This is a genomic window from Acinetobacter sp. YH12156, assembly GCF_013418235.1.
Taxonomy (GTDB): domain Bacteria; phylum Pseudomonadota; class Gammaproteobacteria; order Pseudomonadales; family Moraxellaceae; genus Acinetobacter; species Acinetobacter pseudolwoffii.
This window is the reverse complement of record NZ_VPCL01000017.1, coordinates 34,161-50,988: the sequence shown is the minus strand read 5'-3', so window position 1 is coordinate 50,988 and position 16,828 is coordinate 34,161. Positions and strand designations below refer to the sequence as shown.

General features: G+C 43.2%; 15 protein-coding genes and 1 pseudogene. 10 read left to right on the top strand and 6 right to left on the bottom strand.

Annotated features, from left to right (window positions below; genetic code table 11):
• The 3 genes and pseudogenes from FTU87_RS14090 to FTU87_RS14080 all read left to right on the top strand — a co-directional run.
• A pseudogene (locus FTU87_RS14090) lies at window positions 1-187 on the top strand (IS701 family transposase); the annotation flags it as partial.
• 216 nt (window positions 188-403) lie between these two features.
• Window positions 404-2,521: a multicopper oxidase family protein gene (locus FTU87_RS14085; protein ID WP_180097689.1), complete on the top strand. Its 2,118-nt coding sequence runs from the start codon at window positions 404-406 to the stop codon at window positions 2,519-2,521.
• A gap of 116 nt (window positions 2,522-2,637) precedes the next feature.
• Entirely contained in the window at window positions 2,638-3,363 is a 726-nt protein-coding gene (locus FTU87_RS14080; protein ID WP_180097687.1) for a folate-binding protein YgfZ, read from the top strand.
• Between the two features lie 52 nt (window positions 3,364-3,415).
• Here FTU87_RS14080 and FTU87_RS14075 read toward each other — a convergent pair whose 3' ends face one another.
• Complete coding sequence (locus tag FTU87_RS14075; protein ID WP_074383483.1) at window positions 3,416-3,661, bottom strand: hypothetical protein; 246 nt, start codon at window positions 3,659-3,661, stop codon at window positions 3,416-3,418.
• A gap of 427 nt (window positions 3,662-4,088) precedes the next feature.
• On the opposite strand from FTU87_RS14075, the gene FTU87_RS14070 reads away from it, so the two are divergent.
• On the top strand, window positions 4,089-4,886 hold the full coding sequence (locus tag FTU87_RS14070; protein ID WP_180097685.1) for a tetratricopeptide repeat protein: 798 nt from the start codon (window positions 4,089-4,091) through the stop codon (window positions 4,884-4,886).
• Between the two features lie 15 nt (window positions 4,887-4,901).
• Complete coding sequence (locus FTU87_RS14065; protein ID WP_100535377.1) at window positions 4,902-5,144, top strand: hypothetical protein; 243 nt, start codon at window positions 4,902-4,904, stop codon at window positions 5,142-5,144.
• Window position 5,145: 1 nt separating this feature from the next.
• On the opposite strand, the gene FTU87_RS14060 is transcribed toward FTU87_RS14065, so the two are convergent.
• From FTU87_RS14060 to FTU87_RS14050, 3 genes are all read right to left on the bottom strand, one after another.
• Window positions 5,146-6,072 (bottom strand): AEC family transporter, encoded by a 927-nt coding sequence (locus FTU87_RS14060; RefSeq protein ID WP_005097988.1) that lies wholly within the window; start codon window positions 6,070-6,072, stop codon window positions 5,146-5,148.
• Window positions 6,073-6,134: 62 nt separating this feature from the next.
• Complete coding sequence (locus FTU87_RS14055; RefSeq protein WP_100329168.1) at window positions 6,135-7,244, bottom strand: NADH:flavin oxidoreductase/NADH oxidase; 1,110 nt, start codon at window positions 7,242-7,244, stop codon at window positions 6,135-6,137.
• A 93-nt stretch (window positions 7,245-7,337) separates the two neighbouring features.
• Window positions 7,338-8,618, bottom strand: coding sequence for a carbohydrate porin (locus tag FTU87_RS14050; RefSeq protein ID WP_180097683.1), 1,281 nt, complete (start codon window positions 8,616-8,618; stop codon window positions 7,338-7,340).
• Window positions 8,619-9,014: 396 nt separating this feature from the next.
• Here FTU87_RS14050 and mutM point away from each other — a divergent pair, with 396 nt between their 5' ends.
• Window positions 9,015-9,875 (top strand): bifunctional DNA-formamidopyrimidine glycosylase/DNA-(apurinic or apyrimidinic site) lyase, encoded by an 861-nt coding sequence (gene mutM / locus FTU87_RS14045; RefSeq protein WP_159516689.1) that lies wholly within the window; start codon window positions 9,015-9,017, stop codon window positions 9,873-9,875.
• Complete coding sequence (locus tag FTU87_RS14040) at window positions 9,872-10,156, top strand: peptidylprolyl isomerase (RefSeq protein ID WP_180097681.1); 285 nt, start codon at window positions 9,872-9,874, stop codon at window positions 10,154-10,156. Before mutM ends, FTU87_RS14040 begins: the two co-directional genes overlap by 4 nt.
• 100 nt (window positions 10,157-10,256) lie before the next feature.
• Here FTU87_RS14040 and mscL read toward each other — a convergent pair whose 3' ends face one another.
• Window positions 10,257-10,697 (bottom strand): large conductance mechanosensitive channel protein MscL, encoded by a 441-nt coding sequence (gene mscL, locus FTU87_RS14035; RefSeq protein ID WP_074383487.1) that lies wholly within the window; start codon window positions 10,695-10,697, stop codon window positions 10,257-10,259.
• Window positions 10,698-10,879: 182 nt separating this feature from the next.
• The gene (gene typA / locus FTU87_RS14030) at window positions 10,880-12,718 is read right to left on the bottom strand and encodes a translational GTPase TypA (protein ID WP_100329172.1); all 1,839 of its coding nucleotides are present in this window, start codon (window positions 12,716-12,718) and stop codon (window positions 10,880-10,882) included.
• A 174-nt stretch (window positions 12,719-12,892) separates the two neighbouring features.
• On the opposite strand from typA, the gene FTU87_RS14025 reads away from it, so the two are divergent.
• The 3 genes from FTU87_RS14025 to FTU87_RS14015 all read left to right on the top strand — a co-directional run bounded on the left by FTU87_RS14025 (window position 12,893) and on the right by FTU87_RS14015 (window position 16,827).
• Entirely contained in the window at window positions 12,893-14,263 is a 1,371-nt protein-coding gene (locus FTU87_RS14025) for a uracil-xanthine permease family protein (protein ID WP_005097996.1), read from the top strand.
• A gap of 66 nt (window positions 14,264-14,329) precedes the next feature.
• On the top strand, window positions 14,330-15,364 hold the full coding sequence (locus tag FTU87_RS14020; protein WP_074383488.1) for a methyltransferase: 1,035 nt from the start codon (window positions 14,330-14,332) through the stop codon (window positions 15,362-15,364).
• Complete coding sequence (locus FTU87_RS14015; protein WP_005097999.1) at window positions 15,364-16,827, top strand: amino acid permease; 1,464 nt, start codon at window positions 15,364-15,366, stop codon at window positions 16,825-16,827. Before FTU87_RS14020 ends, FTU87_RS14015 begins: the two co-directional genes overlap by 1 nt.
• The last annotated feature ends 1 nt before the right edge of the window (window position 16,828 follow it).

Below are 16,828 nucleotides of genomic sequence, written 5' to 3'. Positions count from 1 at the left end.
ACTGATTTTGAATCATATTTTTTCAGCCTTGATGGCCTACGTTGAGATACAAAAGAACCAGTTTGAGCGGATCTTTGAAAATGTATATCGTTGGCAGAAGAAATTATTTAGACCAGTTATCAAAAACGTCATTGATGACTTTATTCTCGATAAAAATCATCTGCTACCACAGAGAATCTATAAATAATAGTGCGTAAGTCCTATATGTATAAATATTATCGAATAATTAAAGATTTACATAAAAATTAGCACATTCAACACCAAAGAAAAAATACTTTAGACATACCGTTTATCTGCCTCCCCTAATTTGGTGATAACAGTTTTTCTCTCAATTAAGTAAATCTAAACAGTAATTACTTCACAACAACAATACTCATCACAAAAGTAGATAAAGGTGATTACGATGTTACAGCTTGCGATTATCGGTGTCATAGCAGCGGTCATAGCCGTACTGGCATCAAACTGGAATGGAGCTAAAAACCCTCCTAATCCTTATAACCCTTCAAATCCAAATAATCCGTCAAATCCAAGTAACCCAAACAACCCGACTCAGCCACCACCTGCTCCAACAGCACCGGATTCTCTGATCAGTAATCCGCCATTGCTACAGAAAAATGCCAAAGGCAAATACGAACTGATCATCGCGTATAAAATGGATAAGTTGTATAACCCCAGAAAAGGAACATGGGATCAACTGGTGCTCCGTGGCTATGTGACCAAGCCCAGTGTATTTAATAAGAAAAAAGCAGGTGAATATGTCGAAGACCGGCTGGTTGGGCCACAGATTCGGGTCAAACAGGGAGAAACCTTTTCTGTGCATTTGAATAACCAACTGCCCACGGAGTCCACAGCAACCTGCCCAGAACATATTCTCGATGCGAATGACCCGCATTGTTTTAATACCACCAATCTGCACACTCATGGCCTCTGGGTCAGCCCGCAAGGCAATAGCGACAATGTTTTCCTGAAGTTCAAACCACAGGAAAAATTTGACTATCAATTCAAAATGGAACCAAATCATCCTGCGGGTACTTACTGGTATCACGCTCATCTACATGGTTCAACGGCTATTCAGGTCTCTAGCGGCATGGCTGGCCCATTAATCGTAGAAGGCAGCCGTATTCCTCAAGTCAGGAATGGCAAAATCACATCGACGGGAGACATGGATATTCTGTGGAAAGATAAAGGCAAGAACAGCTATTCTAATGAAAATATCCTCCTGTTTCAGCAAATTCAGTATCGATGCACTCACCCGGCAGGTACAACCAATCTCAATAATTGTGATGCTGGTGAAGTCGGTATGCTGGAAGATTATCAAGGCCTGAATGCCTTTAATTCATGGGGAGCAAATCATTATTACACCTCGATTAATGGCAAAGTACATGGCGAGATTCAAGTTGAGCAAAACCAGTTTAAGCGCTGGCGTATGATTCATGGTGGTGTTCGCGACACCCTTGGTCTTATTATTAAGGAACTGCCAAAATCACAAAAATTTACCGCTGAACAAACCATTAAAGCTTGTTCTGAATTCCAGGAAGAAGACAAAAAAGCAGATTTTGATCAGCTCACCAGCTTGCCGGTCTATACCATTGCTCAGGATGGTTTAACCATGGATCATGTGCAGACACGTAGAATCTCGATATTTCAACCCGGTTACCGTCACGATGCGATGGTCACCTTTCCAAGCACGAATAGATACTGTATTTTTGACACCAACTTGAACATTGATGATGAAATCAATGCCATCCCTACATCCGGACAAATTACCCCTCAACTCGCTCCGGGTAATACGTTAAATGCCCAACTACTGGGATGGGTGAATGTCAAAGCGAGTAAATTAAAAGTGCAAACGCCAGCCCAGTTTTTACAAGCTCAGGCACAGAAAATTGGCTTAAACAAAGAAATCCAGACCCAGCTCTCACAGTTAAAACTTTCTGCCTTTATCGACCATCCATCGCTGATGACCACTGAAATTGAAAATCGCTTAAAGAACCGTCCACCACAACGCTCAACCTTCGATGCCAGCTTTGGTCCAAATGGTAAGTTTGGCTACCGTTACAGTGATATTGAGGGAATCTATAGTTTTGGTGACCTCTTTACCGGCGCGGATGCAGTAGAAGGTGCATATGTACGGAAACTGGAATTTGGGCAAATTGATGAATGGATTCTTAGCAGTAATAACCTGAATCATCCTTATCATATCCATGTGAACCCCTTCCAGATTGTAAAAGTACTGGATCCAACGGGTAAGGATGTCAGCGATATTCCGCTGGCAGTAGATCCAAATCCTAATCTGGAAGATATTCAATACCGCGGCTTAAAAGGACAGTTTAAAGATACAATCTTTGTTAAACAGGGGTATCAGGTAATTGTCCGCAGCCATTACAAGAAATTTGAAGGTGATTTTGTACAGCATTGTCATATTCTCGATCATGAAGATCAGGGCATGATGGAATATGTTCGGATTTGTGGCGGTAAATTCCCTTGTGATTCGCCATTACCGGCTAGCCATCACCACTAAATATTATCATTCCATAAAAGCCGATGATTTAGATTGTTGGCTTTTTTGTTTGCCTCTATTTGATGCTTGCTGCACAATAACTGCATTGATTTATAGTATTCAAACTGGGGCTTATCATGGCAACGTCTCCTGCTTTTACATTGTTTAGTCTGAATGGTGTTGATGCACAAAAATTCCTTCAAGGTCAGGTGACTTTGAATACTGAAACATTGGCTGAAAACCAGACACGTTATACCGCGATCTGTAGCTTGAAAGGCCGTATTCAATTTGGCTTATGGCTTAAAAAGCTCAGTCCGGAAAACTTTGAAATTGTAAGTACTGACGATCAGGCCACTGAACTGGCGAATCATATTAAAAAATTTGGTGCCTTTTCAAAAATGAAACTGGAACTGGTCGGTGCGGTTTATCCTGTGATCAATGATATTCATACTGACTTTGTTGCGACTGAAACCGATGTGGCGACCTGGGAGCAGCAAGCCATTGAATCAGGTCAGGCCTGGATTCAGGCGGCCACTGCGACCCTGTTTCAACCACAGGAATTGCGCTTACATCAACGTGAAAGCATTCACTATGACAAAGGTTGTTACTTAGGTCAGGAAGTCATTGCACGCTTATGGTTTAAAGCCAAGCCAAAACATTGGCTGCATCTGATTCAAGCGACGGGTGAAGCACCTGTAGTCGGCACTCAGCTCAACAACAATGTTGAAGTCGTGAATAGCATCAGTCTGAAGGATGGCTATAAAGCCTTGGTCGTAGCCAAACCTGACGCATTGGCCGAGTTGGGTCTAGAGGTTCTGAAACTTCCTGAAGCTTTGAGCGGTGATGTAGCACGTCCGCAATAATTCCGGTTTAGGCCCTAAAAAAGCCAAGAGTTAACTCTTGGCTTTTTTTGTTTTAGAAACCATGAAACAGCTTATTCATATCTTTCACCACATAATCTTTGAAGTGATAAGCACGAGCATGTTTGGCATCAAATTTTGTGGTTAATTCACCTTTTTGAAAGGTGTAGACCCGGTCTTCCTGACTAATCAAAAATTCTGCACCGAGCTTCATCAGCAGTGCGTCAATCTTGTCTTCATCCGCAATCGTGTCATCTACGTTAATTCTGTCATAGTGGCGTTTAATCGTTTTGACAAACATGGCTCAATCCTGGGAGGCTGATTTAAACCGAGATTTAACCAGAGAAGTTCCTTTAAGCAAAGTAATCCTTTCAATATCTGAATGATTGATAGGAAAGTTATCCAGATCAGTGATCTGGTTAAATCGGTATATCCTGCTTTGATGATTTATTTTGATTAAATCCCTTTCATAACTCAAGAAATGATAATTTTATTCATATTTAAATAGAGGTTGGACGTTCCTTCTCCCTTCGGGAGGAGGAGCATGCTGCGCAAGTCTCCGACAAGAAGATAGAATTTCATTTATAATAATTAAAAAATGATTTATGAAAGAACTCTAATGACAAATTGTATATTTACAAAGCACAAAATCCTTTTATGATGTAAGTGAAAATGATTAAAACCGCACCAAGGACTTAGGTGCCAGCAATAATAAGGTTATAGGAACCATGAAAAAGTTAATACTCGCTACTGTTCTTGCAGTTTCTGCGCAATTCACTCTGGCAAATACTGTAAAAGATCAGGCTGACCCCCAGTTTGTAAAAATTGAAGCCATGGTGAAAGCCAATAATTTCAAAGGCGCCTATGACGCTTTAAATCAATTGGCTAGTCAGGGAAATGCCCAAGCCCTATATAACTTAGGCTATTTAACCCAGACCGGCCAGGGCACTGCCAAAGACGAGAAAAAAGCCATCCAGCTCTATGAACAGGCAGCCAGCAAAGGTTACCCTGTGGCCAATTATGTACTGGGCAAAAATTATGCGGCGGGTACATTAGGACTAAAGCAGGATTTAAGCAAAGCCAAACAGTATCTGGAACGTGCCTCAGCAGCCAATTTTGATGATGCCAGTGTAGATCTGGTTGTGCTGTTATTTGCTGAAAATACCCCTGCCTCAAATAAAATCGGACTACAAAAGCTGCAACCATTAATCACAAAAGGTAATATGCAAGCGATTCACGCCAAAGCCTTATATGACATCAGCTCTGGTTTTAAAAACAAAGATGAAAAACCGATTCAGCAAGGTTTAAGCAGTATTCAGGATCTGGCGAAAAAAGGCTATATCCCTGCCCTGATGGCAGTCGGCAATATGTTTGCCAATGGCAGTATCGTGCAGCAAAACTTGCCTGAAGCGAAAAAAATCTTTGCTGCATTGGCACAGCAAAATATTCCGCAGGCTAAAGAGTCTTTGGCAGCAGTAGACAAAATGATGGCGGAGCAGAAAAAAATACCTGCCAAAAAGAGTTAATTTGGTTTCGCCCCAATGAGAAGCGGAGCTTCGCAAGAAAGGCATCTTGCGGAGCCATACTCTCATCGCAAAACTCGTCAGCCAGCATCCACTGGTAAATTTGTCGCAAAAACAATCATTTTTAATCTTGCGGTGCAATACACCGCATTCCTCAAACAGTTGCGGCTGACTTTTCTACCTGTAAAATATAATCATGAATTTAAAAAAGAAAATGCCAATATGGGGCTTTTTATAAGGAGAGAATCAATCCTGGAATGAGCTATCCCCACCACAAGGCAATCAAGCCGCTGGTCACGATAAAACCAGCGATGGTGCTCATCAGCAGTGGTGTTAAGGCTCGATCATTTAAACCATAGGCCTGTCCCAACATACCGAAGATTGTTGGCATCGGTAAGGCAGCAATCAAAGTACCCGCATGAACCATTTCCTGACTTAAACTGGTCAATTGACTGAGGCCAAGATACATCAGCAGCGGCATCATAATGTTGTTAGAAAACACCAGATAGAAACTTTGCAGATTAACGTATTTCAGGCTCATTCCCACAATACCGCCACCAATTGCAAACAAGGCCAATGGCGATGCTGTCTGCCCGATCAAGGCAAAAACCTGATCGATATAGAGCGGAATTTTAATCTGGAAAATCGCACAGGCCATACCCAGTACGACCCCCATAAATAAGGGGTTTGTTACTAAAGTCAGCACCACACTTTTAAAAATGGAGCCAAGATTTGCCTGATGCTGTGTTCCCAGCGCAGCCATGACCAGTACCAAAGGAATCAGCAACATACTTTCAATGATGACCACCAGAGAAGTATAAGTCATGGCCTGCTGCCCGATTAACAGACTAAGCACGGCCGTACCAATAAGTCCGGTATTCGACATCGCGGCGCCCAGCGACAATACTGCACTCTGCGAATGCGTATTCTGAAAATAACGGCGCATCATCCAGAAACCGCTACCATAGAGCAGTAAAGTTACGCTGCTATACACCGCAAAGTATTCAAAATACCAGATTTCATGCAGGTCTTTAGAGGCGAGAGACTGGAAAAACAGCAGAGGCAACGCCACTTTAATGACAAAAGCACCGACTGTACCCACTTGCTCTTTGTCTAACACTTGACTTTTTACAGTCAGATAACCCAGTGCCAACAATAAAAAAATGGGCACAATGACCGCAAAAATCATAATGCAGCGTCCTCATTTGCAATGAGTGACTATTATACGACCTTCCTGCTTAGAAAAGATTGTTAAAAAGGCTCAAACAGATGGTTTAGACCATGCGGGGCACTGCGAAGATATTGGGGTGAAATCTTTAGTTTTTCTTCAAGTGCCGCAGCTGCATGCCAAGGCCAATGTGGATCGTAGAGAATCGCGCGTGCAATAGCGATGGCATCGGCCTGCCCTTTTTGCAGAATATGTTCTGCCTGTTCTGCTTCGGTAATTAAACCTACAGCAATTACCGGAATATTGACGGCTTTTTTGATGGTATCTGCAAAAGGTACTTGATAGTTCGGTTTCACATCAATGTTCTGTTTGACATGTAAACCGGCACTGGAAATATGAATATAAGCTGCGCCCACCGCTTCGAGGGCCTTAGAGAGTTCAACCGAAGAATCAATATTCCAGCTATCCTCATGCTCCATCCAGTCACTCGCTGAAATACGCACTCCGATTGGATAATCTTCCGGAACTGCTGCCTTCATCGCTTGCAATACTTCCAGCGTCAGGCGAATCCGGTTTTCCAGTGAACCACCATATTTATCCTCACGCTTATTGGAAAGTGGCGACATAAACTGATGTAACAGATAACCATGTGCTGCATGTAGTTCAATCAGGTCAAAGCCTGCATCAACTGCGCGTTTGGCACTTTCTGCAAAGTCTGCAATGACCTGATCAATCTCTGCCTGATTCAGCGCTTTAGGAGGATGTTCGTCTGCCTGAAAAGGAAGATCACTGGCAGAAACAGTTTGCCAGCCATGTGCCTCATCCGGTTTAAACTGGCCTCTACCTGCCCATGGTTTATCTGTAGAGGCTTTACGTCCGGCATGTGCAAGCTGGATAGCAAATGGCATTGGCGATATAGATTTAACTTTGGCCAATAATGCTTTGATCTGGGCAGCTTGCTGATCATTCCACAATCCCAGGTCTGCATAACTGATACGACCTTCTGGTTGTACAGCAGTCGCCTCGACAATACAGAGTCCGGCGCCAGAGAGCGCATAATTCGCCCATTGCTGCTCATGCCAATACGTGATTTCACCCTCATCTGTGGCTGAATATTGACACATGGGTGCAATAATAATTTTATTGCTGAGTGATAATGAACCAAACTTTAGCGGTTGAAATAATAATGTCACGTGGCAATCCCTCTTTATTCATGTGAAGTATGATCGGGCAATAAAAAACAGGCTTTAAAAAGCCTGTTTAGTTATAACGTGAACGATCACTTTTTAGAAGATGATGCGGCTGGTTAAACCAAGTAGCAGTGCATTATCTACGTTGTTGGTTGCCCCTGGATTGACTACATATTGCAGGTTTGGACGTAGCATCAGCCACTTTGTTGCATTATAGCTATAGTTAAGTTCGATATTGTATTCTGCACTCGCATCAAAATTCAGATTCTTGATCCGGTCATTAATATGTACACGATTGACCGCCAGACCTAAAATATCATTCGGCTGGCTGTCCGCAAGACCGATATATTTCACACCAATTTGTTGTGAATTATCCACTTTGTTAGTATCGCGATCATGCCAGGTAAAGTTAGCAAATGAATGCAAACCCTGACGGCCCTGACCTCTAGACGTTAACTGTTGTTCTACAGCTAACCAGCCTGCAAAGGTACGGTTTTTACCCTCAATCCCCACACCATCGGCCTTACCCTTAGCAATATCAAACTGATTTTCGGGATTATCGGCAGTATTGTACATCCCGCCGACACGGTAGCTGCCTGGCAAGTTATTGATGAGTGATTTGGGTGTCCATACAATTTCTGCTGGAATGGTCACGCCATCGGCATGCTTAGTATCCAAACTCCAGCCTTGACCTTCTTTAGCACCATTGCCATTGTCCGGATTAAACTCATAAATACCGACTTGTACTGCAAGTTCAGGGTTTAGCTGCTGCTTTATACGCGCACCCCATTGTGATACTGGCGTGTTCATCCAGATATTGCCTTGCCATTTACCCATCTGCGCAGCACAAAATGCTGTACTGGCAAAGTCACAGGCCATCACATTAAAGTCCATGCCCAGACCCAAACGGCCAGCCTTAATACTCAGTCCTTGCTCTTTATAATTCTTTTCAATCGAAAGTTCACTCAGACGGCTATCCTGATTGCCACGCCCAAACGTACCTTGTGCATTGGCCATCTGTGGCGCTGATGGATCTTGCAAATCACGGATAGACGTACTTTGGCCTTGGCGCGCACTCATTGCAGCACGTACCGTGACACCGTTCCATCCTGCCAGTTTTTCCAGGTCCAGTTGAGTTCCCAACCATAACTGGGCAGAAGTTAATGGATCTGCGCCTGCATTCCGGCCACCATCCGCAAGATAGGCTGTATCAGTTAGCAGATTGGCTTCAAATTTAATTCCTTGCTGAGCCAGTTCTGTACGTTGACCATTCCAGTCCCCCAGTAAATATTGACCTTGCGGATCAAATGCAGATTCTGCCTGCGCGGTTGTCATGGCAGCCATTAATGGCAATAAAGCGAAACCTAAATATTTCATGTAAAACCTAAACATTCGGAGAGAAAAACAAGCAAGGTTTTTAAAATTGCTATTAGGTGCATGAATTTACATAACTTTTCCTATAAATTCTTATTATTTTTTTTATTATTGATTAAACTTTTAGTTATGCCTTAATACAAAAAATATAATTTTATTCAAAATAGTTAAATTATTTATATGTTTTTCAAAAACTTAGGATTTATTTATTTTTGCATTTATTTTATTTCTTTAATTTTTGGTCTAAACATGCAAAAAAACAGCTTATTCTTTAAGCTCTTACACCTCCAGTAAACATGAAATCCCCAGTCATTTTCTAATGGTTGCATCCCCATTAAGACTTGTAATCTCCGTAAATTCGCCCAATATTAGCTGCATCTCCCTCGCCTCTGATGTGTTATGCCTGAATTACCAGAAGTAGAAACCACCAAAACCAGTTTATTACCCTTGTTAGAACAACGTGTAAAACGGGTTGAAATCCGTCAGTCAAGTTTGCGCTGGCCCATTCCCGAAAATATACAAAAGCTGGTCGGGCAGAAATTACTCAACCTGTCGCGCCGTTCCAAATATATTCTGGCTGAGTTTGAGCACGACACCATGCTCTGGCATTTAGGCATGTCTGGCAGCTTTCGTTTGTGTGAAACAACTGAAGAATTACGCAAACATGATCATCTGATTATTCAGTTTGATGATATTGAATTGCGTTATCATGATCCGCGTCGTTTTGGCTGTATTTTATGGCTGGATGCGCAGTCACAAAGCAAACTGATTGATACGCTGGGACCAGAACCCCTGAGTGAAAATTTTAATTCTCAGTATTTATTTGAAAAATTGAAAAATAAAAATGTTGGCACCAAAGTTGCGATTATGGATAACCATGTGGTGGTAGGTGTCGGCAATATTTATGCAACCGAAAGTCTGTTCAATATGGGCATTCATCCAGCACAACCCGCCTCGACTTTAAGCTTGGCACAGATCGAAAAATTAGTGCTGGAAATCAAGCGCATATTAAAACAGGCCATTGATTTAGGCGGGTCGACATTACGGGATTACACCAACGCCATGGGGGAAAATGGCTATTTTCAGCAAACGCTGCTGGCCTATGGTCGTGCCGGGGAAATGTGCGTGAACTGTGAGACCACGCTTGAAAATATTAAACTGGGACAACGTGCTTCTGTGTTCTGTCCAGAATGTCAGCCTTTGAAAAAGATGCAACTCCCTGTCAAAAAACTGGCAACTGTACGAGGGGAAAAGTCATGAAAACAGCCATTGTGTGTCATATTCTGGTTAAAGATAAAGAAACTGCCGAGCAGCTTAAAAAGAAGATTTTGAGTGGCGCTGACTTTAATAAAATCGCCAAACAATATTCAACCTGTAATTCTGCCAAGCGTGGCGGAGAACTGGGCGAAGTAAAAAAAGGCCAACTGGTGCCTGTCATTGATAAGCTGGTGTTTACGGCTGCTGAACGGGTCTTACATGGTCCGGTCAAAAGCCAGTTTGGTTTTCATTTGGTAGAAATTAAGTTCCGGATGGATTTTTAATCTTATAAATCTCTCCCCACCTCCCTTTAACAAAAGGGGGGATTTAGGAGGATTAAAAAAACGGCACAAGAGGCGCCGTTTTTTATTTGTGTCAGAACGCTTATGCTTCAGGACGTTTTTTCAATTCATCACGAATTTCACGCAATAATTCGATATCTTCAGGGGTGGCTTCAGGTGCAGGTGCTTCTTCTGCCTGTTTACGACGAAGTTTATTCATCATTTTCACCAGTAAGAATACCACCCATGCCAACAACAGGAAATTAATCAGAATCGTTAGGAAGTTACCATAAGCAAATACATTCAGGCCTTCAGCCTGTGCATTTGTCAAAGAAGTGACATTATTAGGATTATCACCCAGTACCAGGAACCAGTTAGAATAGTCAACATCACCACCTAAAATCCAGCTAACGATTGGCATGATGATATCTTTTACAAAAGAATCAATAATTTTACCAAATGCTCCACCAATAATAACACCGACCGCGAGGTCCATCACATTGCCTTTGACAGCAAACTCTTTAAATTCTTGAATAATACTCATTTTTTCTCCAATAATTCATTTTAAAGTTTGTGATGAATTATACATTAATTATAAGTGATTTCATTTTCACATAAGGTGATGTTTTTTATAAGTTTTATGGTTCTAGTTAAAATTTTAATACAAAAAACCGCAACCTTTGAAAAGATTGCGGCTTTAGGAATCTTAGATCAATAATCTACAGATTATTTACCTGAACGGTTACGTTTACGTTCGTTTTCAGTCAAATAACGCTTACGGATACGGATTGACTTCGGTGTTACTTCAACTAGTTCGTCATCTTCAATGAATTCAAGCGCTTGTTCAAGCGTATATTCAACTGCAGGAACAAGTGTTAATGCTTCATCAGTACCAGATGCACGTACGTTGGTTAACTGTTTTGCCTTAGTCGGGTTCACAGTCATGTCGTCAGAACGTGAGTTAATACCAATAATCATACCTTCGTAAACTTCTAACTGAGGCTTAGCGAATAGACGACCACGGTCTTGTAATGTGAACAATGCATAGCCCAGGCAAGTACCTTGAACCATAGAGATCAACACACCGTTTTGACGTTTCGCAACTTGGCCTTGTTTCATTGGACCATAATGCGAGAAGCTTGATGTCATGATACCCGTACCTGAAGTCATCGTCATGAATTCAGAACGGAAACCGATCAAGCCACGTGAAGGAACAGTTGCTTCAATACGGATACGGCCTTTACCGTCAACTTCCATATTGGTCATCTCGCCTTTACGGCTGCCCATTTGCTCCATTACAGAACCTTGGTGCTGTTCTTCAACGTCAAACGTCACGTTTTCGTACGGTTCTTGCATTTGACCGTCAATTTCTTTCAAGATGACTTGCGGACGAGATACACCCATCTCGAAGCCTTCACGGCGCATGTTCTCAATTAAAACTGAAAGGTGAAGTTCACCACGGCCAGACACTTTGAAACGGTCAGGACTGTCAGTGTCTTCAACACGTAATGCGACGTTGTGGATCAATTCGCGATCTAGACGCTCACGAATGTTACGTGAAGTTACGAATTTACCTTCTTTACCAGCAAACGGTGAGTTGTTTACCTGGAATGTCATTGTGACTGTAGGTTCATCTACAGAAAGCGGTGGAAGCGCTTCAACAGCTTTCGGATCACAAATCGTGTCAGAAATGTTCAATGCATCGATACCCGTTACGCAAACGATATCACCTGCATTGGCTTCTTCGATGTCCACACGATCTAAACCATGATAACCCATGATTTTTAAGATACGACCGTTACGTGTCTTGCCTTCTTTGTCGATTACAGTCACTTGCGTGTTCAATTTAACTGAACCACGTTGAATACGACCAACACCGATAACGCCTACGAAGCTGTTATAGTCAAGTGAAGACACTTGCATTTGGAATGGACCATCAACGTCAACTGCTGGCGGTTCAACGATGTCTACAATTGTTTGGAACAATGGTGTCATGTCGTCAGCAAGTTCTTCTGGAGAAGGACCCGCCACACCACGAAGACCAGATGCATAAACGACCGGGAAGTCTAACTGTTCGTCAGAACCACCTAAGTTATCGAACAAATCGAATACCTGGTCAATCACCCAGTCTGGACGCGCGCTTGGTTTATCAACCTTGTTGATAATTACGATTGGCTTCAAACCACGTGCGAACGCTTTTTGCGTTACGAAACGAGTTTGTGGCATTGGACCTTCTTGAGAATCGACAAGAAGCAATACGCAGTCAACCATCGACATTACACGTTCAACTTCGCCACCGAAGTCGGCGTGTCCCGGGGTGTCCACGATGTTAATGCGGTATTCGGTATCTGTACGTTTATCTAACCATTTGATTGCAGTGTTTTTTGCAAGAATGGTAATACCACGTTCACTTTCGATAGCGCCAGAATCCATGACACGCTCAATCTCACCCGCGCGATCACCGAGAGCACCTGATTGTTGCAAAAGTTTGTCTACAAGAGTGGTTTTACCATGATCGACGTGCGCAATAATGGCGATGTTACGGAGAGTTTTAATATCTGACATGTAAATTCAATGCGTATGTAATTTGAGGGCAAATTATACAGAAAAATACAAAACTTTTATAGTCACTGTTACCACACTCCTCAACTTTTTTTAAGGAGATGGGCTTTTTTTGATTTTGTAAAGGCGTGTAACTCGATTAGAATAGCGCCACCCTGCCTTAATTTGCATTGACACATGTCTGATTTTAATCAATCTCCTCCTCCTAAAGATCAACTCGACCTGGTATATGGTCTGGATGATCGTCCAAAACCATTTATTGCTTTTTTAGCTGCATTCCAACATTTATTGGCAATTATTGTCCCGATCGTGACCCCTGGCTTGCTAATTTGTCTGGCACTTGGGGTATCCAAAGAAGACACCAACATGATTTTGTCCATGTCCCTGGTGATCTCAGGTATCGCGACTTTTTTACAGTCTAAAAAAGTCGGACCTTTTGGTGCCGGTCTGTTGATTGTTCAGGGAACCAGCTTTAACTTTATCGGCCCAATTATTGGTATTGGTTCAGCCATGGTTGCTGCCGGTACGCCAGTTGAGTCAGTCATGGCAGCAATTTTTGGTGTGGTGATTGCAGGTGCATTTATTGAAATGGGCGTGTCCCAGATTCTGCCTTGGATAAAAAAACTGATTACCCCTTTGGTGACCGGGATTGTCGTCCTTCTGATTGGTTTAACCTTAATTAAAGAAGGTCTAATCAGTATGGGCGGTGGTTATCAGGCCATGAGCGATAAAACTTTTGCCAATGCAGACAACCTGATCATGTCCTGCACAGTCTTGGCGCTGATCATTATCCTGAACCGTATCCGGATTACCTGGGTAAAAAGTTCTGCCATTTTGATTGCTTTGGTTTGTGGTTATATCCTGGCCGGCTTTATGGGCCATCTGGATTTTTCTGGTTTAAAAGATGCCCCACTGGTACAGATTCCAACTCCAATGCATTTCGGTTTAAGCTTCTCCTGGAGCCTGTTTATTCCGATGGCATTCATTTATCTGGTGACCTCTTTAGAAGCGATTGGCGATATCACGGCGACCTCAAAGCTTTCTAACCAGCCGGTCGATGGTCCAAAATGGATGCAGCGCATTAAAGGCGGTGTACTGGTCAATGGCGCCAATTCATTCCTTGCCGGTATTTTTAACACCTTCCCAAGTTCGGTATTTGCACAAAATAACGGTGTGATTCAGTTGACGGGTGTAGCGAGCCGTTATGTCGGCATCTGGATTGCTGCTTTACTGATCATTCTGGGTTTGCTGCCTGCGGTTGCCGGGATTATCCAGGCGGTTCCGCAAGCGGTACTGGGTGGTGCAGTGATGGTGATGTTTGGTGCAGTAGCAGCTTCCGGCATTAATATTCTGTCTGGCGTACATCTGGACCGCCGTGCCCTGCTGATTATTGCGATTTCACTGGCACTGGGTTTAGGTGTTGCACAAGTTCCACAAATTCTTGAGCATCTTCCTGAGTTATTCCGTAATATCTTTAGCTCAGGCGTTGCCACTGGCGGTATTGCTGCCCTTATTCTGAATGTTGTACTTCCTGAAACAAAGAAGTAATTTCATGTCCAAAGAACACTGTCTAGGTCAGACTTAGGCAGTGTTCTTTATATTGGAGAGATACCTATGGATCCTAAAAGCGAAGTTTTATTAAGACAATATGATTTTTTGTCGGGTCGCATCTTACTCATTAATGCACCGACAGATGATCTACTCGCTGAATTCGATGCCTCTATCAATCCCGCTGTCTGGACATGGAATTTTAATGATTTTCAATATTTCCAGTCGCAACAAGCAGATGTCCACTTTGGCGCAGAGATGCCTGAAGCTGAGTTTGATCAGGCGGTTATTTTTGTACCCAAGTCTAAAGAACTGCTCAATTATTTACTGCATAATGTGGCAGCACAACTTAAACCGGGCAGCAGTATTTTCCTGGTTGGTGAAAAGAAAGGCGGGATAGAGCGTGCAGCCAAACAGTTGCAGCCTTATGGTAAAACCCTCAAACTGGATAGCGCACGTCATTGCCAGCTTTGGCAACTGGTTCTAGACCACACGGTCGAGAAAAAATCACTTGCAGACTGGGCACAGCGTTATAGCGTCTCGACCCCGAATGGTGACCTGAATATTTGTGCCCTGCCGGGCGTGTTTAGTCAAAACCGTTTAGATATTGGGACTGCCACCTTATTACCTTATTTGTCACAAGTTACCTCGGGTAAAATCGCTGACTTTGGTTGTGGCGCAGGTGTGATTAGTGCGTATCTGGCAAAGTTGAATCCGAAAAACCGGATTTTCGCCATGGATGTGGATGCCTTTGCGCTGGCCTCCACCCAAATGACCTTTGATGAAAACCAGCTTAGCCCTGAACAGATCGAAATTAAAGCGGTCACTGGCATTGCTGATGCACCCTTGTTCTTGCATGCCATTGTCAGTAATCCGCCTTTTCATATGGGAATCGAGACCGATTACACGGCCAGCGAAACCTTGTGTAAAACTTCGCGTCGTCATTTAAAATCAGGTGGCGAGCTTTGGATCGTGGCCAACCGTTTCTTAAACTACCCGACCCTGATTGAACAAAACTTTGGTCGCTGCACAGTGAAAGCGGATCAACAAGGCTTTAAAGTGCTGTTCGCTAGCACACAAAAAAATGTTAAGGAATCGTGATGAGCGAAACGCAAAATACGATGCAGCTGCAGCGTAAGCTGGGTGCTCGTCATCTGAATATGATCGCCATTGGCGGATCCATCGGTACAGGTCTATTCCTGGCCTCGGGTGCGACCATTGCCAATGCCGGGCCAGGCGGAGCACTACTTGCTTATGCACTGATTGGTGTCATGATTTATTTCTTGATGACCAGTTTGGGCGAACTCGCTACGCATAATCCTACCTCGGGTGCATTTTTCACTTATGGCACTAAATATGTCGAGGGCGGTTTTGGTTTCGCTTTGGGCTGGAACTACTGGTACAACTGGGCCATTACCGTAGCTTTTGAGCTGGTTGCCGTTCAGTTCATCATGAAATTCTGGTTTCCCGATATTCCTGGTGTTTATTGGAGTGCAATTTTCCTGGCCATTATTTTTGGGATTAATGCCCTGACAGTTAAAGGCTTTGGTGAATCTGAATTCTTCTTCTCTCTGGTGAAAGTTGTCGCGATTATTGCCTTTATCATTATCGGTATCTGGATGATCGTGAAGATTATGCTGACCCCAGGCGCAGAAGCATTTGCCAACTGGAGTATTGGTGACGCACCTTTTGTCGGTGGTTTCCAAGCCTTAATTGGCGTGGCGATGATTGCCGGATTCTCCTTTCAGGGAACCGAAATGGTCGGGGTGGCTGCGGGCGAATCGAAAGATCCAAAGAAAACCATTCCGGTGGCAATCAAGCAGATTTTCTGGCGTATCCTGTTATTTTATATCGTGTGTATTTTCATTATCGGCACATTGATTGCCTACAATGACCCACGCTTATTACAGGCGGCTGCGACCGACAATATTGCGCTTTCTCCTTTTACCCTGCTCTATGAAAAGGCCGGCTTTGCCTTTGCTGCGAGCATTATGAATGCGGTGATTTTGACAGCCATTCTGTCTGCGGGTAACTCAGGCATGTATTCCTCTACGCGCATGCTATTTGATATGGCACGTAAAGGTAGTGCGCCAAAACTGTTTGGCCGTCTGGATCCACGCGGTGTACCGATGAATGCCCTGTATGCCACCACTGCAATCGCAGCACTGTGTTTCCTGACCACCTTCTTCGGTGAACAGGAAGTCTTTAACTGGCTACTCAATATGTCGGGCATGTGCGGCTTTATTGTCTGGCTCGGGATTGCGATTTCACACTATCGCTTCCGCAAAGGTTACTTGGCTCAAGGCTACAAACTGGAAGATCTGGCTTATCGCGCCAAGTTCTTCCCCTTTGCTCCTTGGTTTGCTTTTATTCTCTGTGCGATTGTCGTCCTTGGTCAAAACTATCAGGATGTTCTGGCAGGTCAATGGATGGGGGTTCTCTCGACCTATATCAGTATTCCATTGTTCTTGGCAATCTGGTTCGGATACAAATGGAAGAAAAAATCCAAACTGGTGTCTTATCAAGAGATGGATGTACAACCTATGAAACTTGATCAGGAATAAA

What these genes read in the sequence shown, in the direction of transcription:
- FTU87_RS14080 (WP_180097687.1), top strand. Translation starts at nt 2,638, where the DNA reads ATGGCAACGTCTCCTGCTTTTACATTGTTTAGTCTGAATGGTGTTGAT.
- FTU87_RS14050 (WP_180097683.1), bottom strand. Translation starts at nt 8,618, where the DNA reads ATGAAATATTTAGGTTTCGCTTTATTGCCATTAATGGCTGCCATGACA.
- FTU87_RS14065 (WP_100535377.1), top strand. Translation starts at nt 4,902, where the DNA reads ATGAGAAGCGGAGCTTCGCAAGAAAGGCATCTTGCGGAGCCATACTCT.
- FTU87_RS14040 (WP_180097681.1), top strand. Translation starts at nt 9,872, where the DNA reads ATGAAAACAGCCATTGTGTGTCATATTCTGGTTAAAGATAAAGAAACT.
- FTU87_RS14060 (WP_005097988.1), bottom strand. Translation starts at nt 6,072, where the DNA reads ATGATTTTTGCGGTCATTGTGCCCATTTTTTTATTGTTGGCACTGGGT.
- FTU87_RS14070 (WP_180097685.1), top strand. Translation starts at nt 4,089, where the DNA reads ATGAAAAAGTTAATACTCGCTACTGTTCTTGCAGTTTCTGCGCAATTC.
- mutM (WP_159516689.1), top strand. Translation starts at nt 9,015, where the DNA reads ATGCCTGAATTACCAGAAGTAGAAACCACCAAAACCAGTTTATTACCC.
- mscL (WP_074383487.1), bottom strand. Translation starts at nt 10,697, where the DNA reads ATGAGTATTATTCAAGAATTTAAAGAGTTTGCTGTCAAAGGCAATGTG.
- FTU87_RS14015 (WP_005097999.1), top strand. Translation starts at nt 15,364, where the DNA reads ATGAGCGAAACGCAAAATACGATGCAGCTGCAGCGTAAGCTGGGTGCT.
- typA (WP_100329172.1), bottom strand. Translation starts at nt 12,718, where the DNA reads ATGTCAGATATTAAAACTCTCCGTAACATCGCCATTATTGCGCACGTC.
- FTU87_RS14020 (WP_074383488.1), top strand. Translation starts at nt 14,330, where the DNA reads ATGGATCCTAAAAGCGAAGTTTTATTAAGACAATATGATTTTTTGTCG.
- FTU87_RS14075 (WP_074383483.1), bottom strand. Translation starts at nt 3,661, where the DNA reads ATGTTTGTCAAAACGATTAAACGCCACTATGACAGAATTAACGTAGAT.
- FTU87_RS14085 (WP_180097689.1), top strand. Translation starts at nt 404, where the DNA reads ATGTTACAGCTTGCGATTATCGGTGTCATAGCAGCGGTCATAGCCGTA.
- FTU87_RS14025 (WP_005097996.1), top strand. Translation starts at nt 12,893, where the DNA reads ATGTCTGATTTTAATCAATCTCCTCCTCCTAAAGATCAACTCGACCTG.